Here is a 7,249-nt window from a genome sequence, read left to right on the forward strand (position 1 = left end):
ATCGGCGATGTAGTAACAATTCAAGAGACGCGTCCTCTTTCGAAGACAAAGTCTTTCACGTTACTAAACATCGATGAAAAAGCATCTAACGTTTAACCCCTGGTAAGGTTTGGAGAACAACGATGATTCAGACGGAAAGTATGCTAGATGTGGCCGATAACAGCGGTGCGCGTCGAGTAATGTGTATTAAAGTGCTGGGTGGTTCACATCGTCGTTATGCACGAATTGGTGATGTAATTAAAGTCACTGTAAAAGAAGCTATACCTCGCGGCAAAGTCAAAAAAGGCGATGTCATGAGTGCTGTGGTAGTGCGTACGCGTAGTGGTGTACGTCGCCCAGATGGCTCTTTAATTAAATTCGATGGTAACGCTGCTGTGTTGTTAAACGCTAGTGATGCACCGATTGGAACTCGTATTTTTGGTCCTGTAACTCGTGAGTTGCGCGGCGATAAGTACATGAAAATTATTTCTTTAGCACCTGAAGTGCTTTAAGGACGAGAGGCCGGTTATGAAAAAGATCAAACGTGACGATGAAGTGATTGTCATAGCAGGCAAGGACAACGGTAAGCGTGGTAAAGTTAATCGTGTGATGAAGGATGGCCGTTTGGTCGTTTCTGGAATCAACATGATTAAGCGCCACACTAAGCCTAACCCAATGCTGGGTACGCCAGGTGGCATTGTTGAGAAAGAAGCGCCAATTCAGGCTTCTAATGTTGCGATTTTTAATCCAACAACCAACAAAGCAGACCGTGTAGGCTTCAAAGTCCTTGAAGATGGCAAGAAGGTACGTGTATTCAAATCTAACGACGAGCTCGTAGATAAGTAGGCAGGTAATAAACCATGGCAAATATGAAAGAAGTTTATAAAAGCGAAGTGGTACCTGCACTGCAAAAAGAGTTCGATTACAAGAGCATAATGCAAGTACCGAAAATTGAGAAAATTACCCTTAATATGGGTGTTGGCGAAGCGCTAGCAGACAAAAAAATGCTAGAGAACGCAATCGCTGATCTTGAGAAATTAGCTGGCCAAAAGCCAGTGACTACAAAAGCTCGTAAGTCAGTAGCTGGCTTTAAAGTTCGTGAAGGTTATCCGATCGGCTGTAAAGTTACTTTACGTGGCGAGCGTATGTGGGAATTTTTCGAGCGTTTAGTTGGTATCGCTATTCCGCGTATCCGCGACTTCCGAGGTCTAAACTCGAAGTCATTTGACGGACGTGGTAATTATTCAATGGGTGTTAAAGAGCAAATCATATTCCCAGAGATTGATTACGACAAAGTCGATAAGATTCGTGGTCTAGACATTACTATTACTACATCTGCTGCAACGGATGATGAGGGTCGAGCTTTGCTTCGCGCTTTCAACTTCCCGTTCAAAAAATAAGGGTAAGAAGCAATGGCTAAGATCTCAATGAAGCAGCGCGAACTAAAGCGCGAAAAAACAGTAGCCAAGTATGCTGAGAAGCGTGCGGAGCTAAAAGCAATTATCTCTAACCAAAATACTTCTGATGAAGATCGTTGGGAAGCTCAGAAACAATTGCAAAAGCTACCGCGCAACGCTAGTCCAAGCAGACTTAGAAATCGCTGTCAAGTGACAGGTCGACCACACGGCGTATACCGCAAGTTCAAACTTTCACGAATTAAATTGCGTGAACAGGGAATGAGTGGTAATGTGCCCGGCCTGAAAAAAGCAAGCTGGTAATACCAGTAAAGAAACGTTGGTAAGTACCATAACAAGCTGGTGGGGTTTCCTTCCGGCTTGTTTTTGATACTGCACAACTAAAAAGACTAGGAGTTCATACGATGAGTATGCAAGATACGCTTGCGGATATGTTCACACGTATTCGTAATGCACAGATGGCTGAGAAGCAATCTGTCACAATGCCTTCTTCTAAAATGAAGGTGTCAGTACTAGAAGTATTAAAGTCAGAAGGTTTCATCGAAGGCTTTAACACTGATGGTCAGGTAAAAGCACAGGTAACTGTTGATCTTAAGTATTTCGAAGGCAAGCCAGTCATCGAAGAAATTAAGAGAGCTAGCCGTCCAGGTCTACGCCAGTTTAAAGGTAAAGACGAGCTGCCAAGCATTCGCGGTGGTTTGGGTGTTGCCATTATTTCAACTTCGCAAGGTGTGATGACCGACCGAGCTGCGCGTAATGCCGGCATTGGTGGCGAAGTAATCTGCACAGTTTTCTAGGAGAAGGGCATGTCTAGGGTTGCTAATAGTCCAGTTCAGCTTCCTTCCGGTGTAGAAGTTAAGCTAACTGAGCAAGAAATTGAAGTAAAGGGCGGTAAAGGCACTTTATCTTTGGATCTTAATTCTGTTGTTACTGTAACGCAGGAAGGTTCAGAAATTAAATTTGCTGCTAAAAATGGCAGCAAGTTCTCACGAGCGATGTCTGGTACGACTCGCGCGTTGGTAAACAACATGGTTACTGGTGTAAGTACTGGCTTCCAGAAAAAGCTACAGCTAATCGGTGTTGGTTATCGTGTACAGATGCAGGGCAAGAAACTGAATCTGTCATTGGGTTTTTCTCACCCAGTCGAATACGAGCTTCCTGAAGGTATTAAAGCTGAAGCTCCATCACAGACCGAGATTGTTTTGTCAGGCGCTGACAAACAGTTGCTAGGTCAGGTTGCTGCTGAAATTCGTGCTTTCCGTCCGCCAGAGCCTTACAAAGGTAAGGGTGTACGCTTTGCTGACGAACATGTCAGACGCAAAGAAGCTAAGAAGAAATAGGTGAAGCTATGAGCATTAAGAAAGAATCAAGACTACGTAGAGCGAAAAAAACTCGCTTTAAGTTAAAAGCTTTGGGTGAGACCCGACTTACAGTTCATCGTACACCTAAGCATATCTACGCACAGATTATTTCAGGTGAAGGAAACAAGGTTTTAGCCTCTGCTTCTACTCTGGATAAAGATCTTCGCGGCGAAGGTACAGGTAACATTGACGCGGCTACTAAAGTTGGTGCTTTGATCGCTGAGCGAGCAAAGACAGCTGGTGTTTCAAGAGTAGCATTTGATCGTGCTGGTTTTAAATATCACGGTCGTGTAAAGGCATTGGCTGACGCTGCGCGTGAAGCCGGATTAGAGTTCTAAGGGGCATTACGATGAGCGTAGAAGACAAAAACGGTCCAGAGCTACAGGAAAAACTTGTACAAGTTAACCGTGTAGCAAAAGTTGTTAAAGGTGGTCGAATCTTCGGTTTCACAGCACTAACTGTTGTTGGTGATGGTGCAGGTCGTGTAGGTTTCGGTCGTGGTAAAGCGCGTGAAGTTCCAATCGCTATTCAAAAAGCAATGGATGCAGCTCGCAAGAATATGGTTGACGTACCTCTTAGCGGTACAACCTTGCAATATCCTGTAACTGCAAAGCATAGTGGCTCTAAGGTCTATATGCAGCCTGCTTCAGATGGTACTGGTATCATCGCTGGCGGCGCAATGCGTGCAGTGCTAGAAGTCGCAGGGATTCAAAACGTACTTGCTAAGTGCTACGGCTCTACAAACCCAGTTAACGTTGTTCGCGCAACAGTTAAAGGTTTGAGTGCAATGAAGTCACCAGAAGACGTTGCTGCTAAGCGCGGCAAGTCTGTAGACGAAATTACAGGATAAGGTCATGGCTAAGAAAACAATACAGGTTACATTGTACCGTAGCCCGATTGGTCGCTTACCTGCTCATAGAGCGTGTGTTACCGGTCTTGGTCTACGTAAGATTGGTCAGACTGTAGAGCTGGAAGATACACCTTCAGTTCGCGGTATGGCTAACAAAGTTAACTACATGGTTAGGATTGAAGGAGAATAAAATGCGTCTTAATTCAATAAGTCCAGCTCCTGGATCAAAGCCTACAGCTCGACGTGTAGGTCGCGGTATTGGTAGTGGTTTTGGTAAAACTTGTGGTCGTGGCCACAAGGGTTTGAAGTCTCGTTCTGGCGGTTCTGTAGCGCCAGGTTTCGAGGGTGGTCAGCAACCTCTAGCACGCCGACTTCCAAAGTTCGGTTTCAGTTCACGTCAAGCTAAGTACTCTGCTGAAATTCGTTTGAACGAATTAGCAGCTGTCGAAGCTGATGTTATCGACTTGGATGCGTTGAAAAACGCAAACTTGGTTCGTCGTGATGCTAAGCAGGCTAAAGTTATTTTGTCGGGCGAGTTATCTAAAGCAGTTACTATTCAAGGTTTGAAAGTGACTAAAGGTGCTCGTGAAGCAATTACTGCTGCTGGCGGAAAGGTAGAGGATTAATACCCATGGCGAAGTCAAACGCATTGCCTTCGGGCGTAGGTAAAGGTTTTGCAGAACTCAAATCAAGATTATGGTTTGTGTTCGCTGCAATCCTAGTTTATCGAGTTGGTGCGCACATTCCAGTGCCAGGCATCAACCCAGAGAGACTAGCCGCGCTATTCGAGCAAAACCAAGGTACTATTTTGAGCTTGTTTAACATGTTCTCTGGTGGTGCATTGGAGCGAATGAGTATCTTCGCCTTGGGAATCATGCCCTATATTTCTGCATCGATCATTATGCAGTTGTTAACTGCTGTAAGCCCTACTCTTGAACAGCTTAAGAAAGAAGGCGAAGCGGGTCGTAGAAAGATTAGTCAGTATACGCGTTATGGCACAGTTGCTTTAGCGTTGATACAGGCTTCAGGTATGTCGGTAGGTCTTGCCTCTCAAGGTGTGACCTTCACTGATAGCTTTAGTTTCTACTTCCTTGCGATCTCTACATTTGTTTGTGGTGCTGTCTTCCTTATGTGGTTGGGAGAGCAGATTACAGAGCGTGGTATTGGTAACGGTATTTCCTTGTTGATATTTGCAGGGATTGTCGCGGGTTTACCAGGTGCGTTCGGTCAGTCGTTTGAAGCTGCAAGGCAGGGAGAATTAAATATCCTTGCATTGTTAGGTATTGGTGTATTCGCAGTTGCTATCGTTGCCTTCGTCGTGTTTATCGAACGAGGTCAAAGACGCATCACTGTTAATTATGCAAAAAGACAACAGGCACGTGGTGGTTACTCTCAGCAGTCAAGCCATTTGCCGCTTAAAGTTAATATGGCTGGCGTAATCCCGCCTATATTTGCTTCGAGTATATTGTTGTTTCCTGCTTCAATGGGGCAGTGGTTCGGACAGAGCGAGGGCATGGAGTGGTTAGCTAATGTTTCTCAAGCGCTTGGGCCGAGTCAGCCTCTGTATGTTATTTTGTTTGCCATTGCAGTCGTCTTCTTCTGCTTCTTTTATACAGCGTTAATGTATAACCCAAAAGAAGTTGCAGATAACCTTAAGAAGTCTGGTGCTTTCGTTCCGGGTATTCGTCCAGGGGCGCAGACCGCAAACTATATCGATAGCGTACTGACACGTTTGACAATCTTCGGTGCAGCCTATATTGCCGCAGTTTCTTTGTTGCCGCAGTTTTTGGTTGTTTGGGCAAATGTTCCATTCTATTTCGGTGGTACATCCCTGTTGATCGTTGTGGTCGTAGTCATGGATTTCATGGCGCAAGTTCAGTCTCATTTAATGTCCCATCAATATGAGTCGCTGATGAAAAAATCGAACCTTAAAGGTTACGGTAATGGTGGGATGCAGCGTTAATCGCGAAGAGTTGAAAATTTAGTTTTTGGAGTAGCATATGAAAGTTCGTGCTTCGGTAAAGAAAATCTGCCGTAACTGTAAAATTATTAGAAGAAATGGCTCTGTAAGAGTTATTTGTCAAGAGCCTCGTCATAAGCAACGCCAAGGTTAATTGGTGTTGTATGAAAAGTGTGCTGCATATAGCTTGATTTATATTTAATCAGGCTGTATGATTTGCGCCCTTTTTATCAGACGGTAACTAAACAGTAGCGTAGAGCATTTGCTCAATTTAGCTACCAATTAAGCGGAGTAAGATGGATGGCACGTATAGCCGGTGTCAATATACCCGACAATAAACACGCAGTAATTTCTCTGACTTACATCTTTGGTGTAGGCAGAACTACTGCACAAAAAATATGCGATGCAACGGGTATAGCCCGTACTGCTAAAGTTAGCACGCTATCTGAAGAGCAGTTAGAAATATTGCGTTCTGAGGTCAATAACTTGACCGTAGAAGGCGATTTGCGTCGTGAACTTCAAATGAATATTAAACGGTTGAAGGACCTGGGTTGTTATCGTGGTCTTCGTCATCGTCACAGCTTGCCTGTGCGCGGTCAGCGAAGCAAAACGAACGCACGTACCCGTAAGGGCCCTCGTAAACCAATTCGTAAATAATAGGAATTCGTAATGGCAAAGCCAGGTACACGTACCCGTAAAAAGGTGAAAAAGACTGTTGTTGATGGTATGGCTCATATCCATGCATCATTCAACAATACTATCGTTACCATTACTGACCGCCAAGGCAACGCTCTATCTTGGGCAACTGCTGGTGGATCAGGTTTCCGTGGTTCGCGAAAAAGTACACCTTTTGCTGCGCAGGTAGCAGCTGAAAGAGCCGGTAATGCGGCTGCTGAATACGGCCTTAAGAACTTAGAAGTTCAAGTTAAGGGTCCTGGACCAGGACGCGAGTCCGCTGTTCGCGCTTTAAACGCTTGTGGTTATAAAATCACAAATATCACGGATGTGACACCTATTCCACACAATGGTTGTCGCCCACCTAAGAAACGTCGCGTTTAGAGGATTAGCAAATGGCTCGTTATATTGGACCAAAATGTAAACTGTCACGCCGTGAAGGTACTGACTTATTTTTGAAAAGTGGCGCTAAAGCGCTAGATTCAAAGTGTAACTTAGAAACTGCTCCAGGTATGCACGGTGCTCGTCGCGGACGTTTGTCTGAATACGGTACCCAGCTACGTGAGAAGCAGAAAGTTCGCCGTCTATACGGTGTTCTTGAAAAACAGTTCCGTGGCTACTATAAAGAAGCTGCACGCCGTAAAGGCGCTACAGGTGAAAACTTGCTTCAGTTGCTGGAACAACGCCTTGATAATGTTGTATATCGTATGGGCTACGGTTCTACTCGCGCAGAATCACGTCAGCTTGTATCCCACAAGGCAATCGTTGTTAACGATCAGGTAGTGAATATCGCATCTTACCAAGTTAAAGCTGGTGATGTTGTTGCTGTTCGCGAAAAAGCTAAGAACCAATTGCGTGTTAAAAACGCTGTTGAGTTAGCAGCTAATCGCGGGGCAGTTGAGTGGATCGACGTAGATACCAATAAACTCACAGGAACTTTTAAAGCTGTTCCTGAGCGTTCAGAGCTACCTTCGGACATCAACGAGAATCTAATTGTTGAGCTTTACTC

The 7,249-nt window shown here is 44.8% G+C and carries 16 protein-coding genes; all 16 read left to right on the top strand.

All coding sequences use genetic code 11. The annotated features are described in order from the left end of the window. Complete coding sequence (gene rpsQ, locus A3766_RS13845) at positions 1 to 96, top strand: 30S ribosomal protein S17 (protein WP_082907123.1); 96 nt, start codon at positions 1 to 3, stop codon at positions 94 to 96. A gap of 26 nt (positions 97 to 122) precedes the next feature. Continuing rightward, a complete protein-coding gene (gene rplN / locus A3766_RS13850) occupies positions 123 to 491 on the top strand; it encodes a 50S ribosomal protein L14 (protein WP_068508534.1) in 369 nt (122 codons plus the stop codon). Between the two features lie 16 nt (positions 492 to 507). Then, entirely contained in the window at positions 508 to 825 is a 318-nt protein-coding gene (gene rplX, locus A3766_RS13855; RefSeq protein ID WP_068508536.1) for a 50S ribosomal protein L24, read from the top strand. A 14-nt stretch (positions 826 to 839) separates the two neighbouring features. Then, positions 840 to 1,379, top strand: a complete 540-nt coding sequence (gene rplE, locus A3766_RS13860; RefSeq protein WP_068508538.1) for a 50S ribosomal protein L5 — start codon at positions 840 to 842, stop codon at positions 1,377 to 1,379. Positions 1,380 to 1,391: 12 nt separating this feature from the next. Further along, positions 1,392 to 1,697, top strand: a complete 306-nt coding sequence (gene rpsN, locus A3766_RS13865; RefSeq protein WP_068508540.1) for a 30S ribosomal protein S14 — start codon at positions 1,392 to 1,394, stop codon at positions 1,695 to 1,697. 101 nt (positions 1,698 to 1,798) lie between these two features. Further along, on the top strand, positions 1,799 to 2,191 hold the full coding sequence (rpsH, locus tag A3766_RS13870) for a 30S ribosomal protein S8 (RefSeq protein ID WP_068508541.1): 393 nt from the start codon (positions 1,799 to 1,801) through the stop codon (positions 2,189 to 2,191). A gap of 9 nt (positions 2,192 to 2,200) precedes the next feature. Continuing rightward, positions 2,201 to 2,734, top strand: a complete 534-nt coding sequence (gene rplF, locus A3766_RS13875; RefSeq protein WP_068508542.1) for a 50S ribosomal protein L6 — start codon at positions 2,201 to 2,203, stop codon at positions 2,732 to 2,734. An 8-nt stretch (positions 2,735 to 2,742) separates the two neighbouring features. Then, a complete protein-coding gene (gene rplR / locus A3766_RS13880; protein ID WP_068508543.1) occupies positions 2,743 to 3,093 on the top strand; it encodes a 50S ribosomal protein L18 in 351 nt (116 codons plus the stop codon). A gap of 11 nt (positions 3,094 to 3,104) precedes the next feature. Beyond that, positions 3,105 to 3,605, top strand: a complete 501-nt coding sequence (gene rpsE, locus A3766_RS13885; RefSeq protein ID WP_068508544.1) for a 30S ribosomal protein S5 — start codon at positions 3,105 to 3,107, stop codon at positions 3,603 to 3,605. A 4-nt stretch (positions 3,606 to 3,609) separates the two neighbouring features. Further along, positions 3,610 to 3,795, top strand: a complete 186-nt coding sequence (gene rpmD / locus A3766_RS13890; protein WP_068508545.1) for a 50S ribosomal protein L30 — start codon at positions 3,610 to 3,612, stop codon at positions 3,793 to 3,795. Position 3,796: 1 nt separating this feature from the next. Next, positions 3,797 to 4,231, top strand: coding sequence for a 50S ribosomal protein L15 (gene rplO, locus A3766_RS13895; protein ID WP_068508547.1), 435 nt, complete (start codon positions 3,797 to 3,799; stop codon positions 4,229 to 4,231). 5 nt (positions 4,232 to 4,236) lie between these two features. Continuing rightward, a complete protein-coding gene (gene secY, locus A3766_RS13900) occupies positions 4,237 to 5,568 on the top strand; it encodes a preprotein translocase subunit SecY (RefSeq protein WP_068508549.1) in 1,332 nt (443 codons plus the stop codon). 37 nt (positions 5,569 to 5,605) lie between these two features. Beyond that, positions 5,606 to 5,719 (top strand): 50S ribosomal protein L36, encoded by a 114-nt coding sequence (rpmJ, locus tag A3766_RS28965; protein ID WP_082865410.1) that lies wholly within the window; start codon positions 5,606 to 5,608, stop codon positions 5,717 to 5,719. Between the two features lie 146 nt (positions 5,720 to 5,865). Beyond that, complete coding sequence (rpsM, locus tag A3766_RS13905) at positions 5,866 to 6,222, top strand: 30S ribosomal protein S13 (protein ID WP_068508551.1); 357 nt, start codon at positions 5,866 to 5,868, stop codon at positions 6,220 to 6,222. A gap of 12 nt (positions 6,223 to 6,234) precedes the next feature. Further along, a complete protein-coding gene (gene rpsK / locus A3766_RS13910; RefSeq protein ID WP_068508553.1) occupies positions 6,235 to 6,624 on the top strand; it encodes a 30S ribosomal protein S11 in 390 nt (129 codons plus the stop codon). 11 nt (positions 6,625 to 6,635) lie between these two features. Then, positions 6,636 to 7,249 (top strand): 30S ribosomal protein S4 (gene rpsD, locus A3766_RS13915; RefSeq protein WP_068642379.1); only part of this gene is annotated, 614 nt, incomplete at its 3' end.

The sequence above is a fragment of the Oleiphilus sp. HI0132 genome (genome assembly GCF_001635845.1).

Bases quoted from the DNA above. Each gene is read 5' to 3' on its own strand.
- secY (WP_068508549.1), top strand. From the start codon at position 4,237: ATGGCGAAGTCAAACGCATTGCCTTCGGGCGTAGGTAAAGGTTTTGCA.
- rplO (WP_068508547.1), top strand. From the start codon at position 3,797: ATGCGTCTTAATTCAATAAGTCCAGCTCCTGGATCAAAGCCTACAGCT.
- rplF (WP_068508542.1), top strand. From the start codon at position 2,201: ATGTCTAGGGTTGCTAATAGTCCAGTTCAGCTTCCTTCCGGTGTAGAA.
- rpsN (WP_068508540.1), top strand. From the start codon at position 1,392: ATGGCTAAGATCTCAATGAAGCAGCGCGAACTAAAGCGCGAAAAAACA.
- rpsM (WP_068508551.1), top strand. From the start codon at position 5,866: ATGGCACGTATAGCCGGTGTCAATATACCCGACAATAAACACGCAGTA.
- rplX (WP_068508536.1), top strand. From the start codon at position 508: ATGAAAAAGATCAAACGTGACGATGAAGTGATTGTCATAGCAGGCAAG.
- rplE (WP_068508538.1), top strand. From the start codon at position 840: ATGGCAAATATGAAAGAAGTTTATAAAAGCGAAGTGGTACCTGCACTG.
- rplN (WP_068508534.1), top strand. From the start codon at position 123: ATGATTCAGACGGAAAGTATGCTAGATGTGGCCGATAACAGCGGTGCG.
- rpsE (WP_068508544.1), top strand. From the start codon at position 3,105: ATGAGCGTAGAAGACAAAAACGGTCCAGAGCTACAGGAAAAACTTGTA.
- rpmD (WP_068508545.1), top strand. From the start codon at position 3,610: ATGGCTAAGAAAACAATACAGGTTACATTGTACCGTAGCCCGATTGGT.
- rpsH (WP_068508541.1), top strand. From the start codon at position 1,799: ATGAGTATGCAAGATACGCTTGCGGATATGTTCACACGTATTCGTAAT.
- rpmJ (WP_082865410.1), top strand. From the start codon at position 5,606: ATGAAAGTTCGTGCTTCGGTAAAGAAAATCTGCCGTAACTGTAAAATT.
- rplR (WP_068508543.1), top strand. From the start codon at position 2,743: ATGAGCATTAAGAAAGAATCAAGACTACGTAGAGCGAAAAAAACTCGC.
- rpsK (WP_068508553.1), top strand. From the start codon at position 6,235: ATGGCAAAGCCAGGTACACGTACCCGTAAAAAGGTGAAAAAGACTGTT.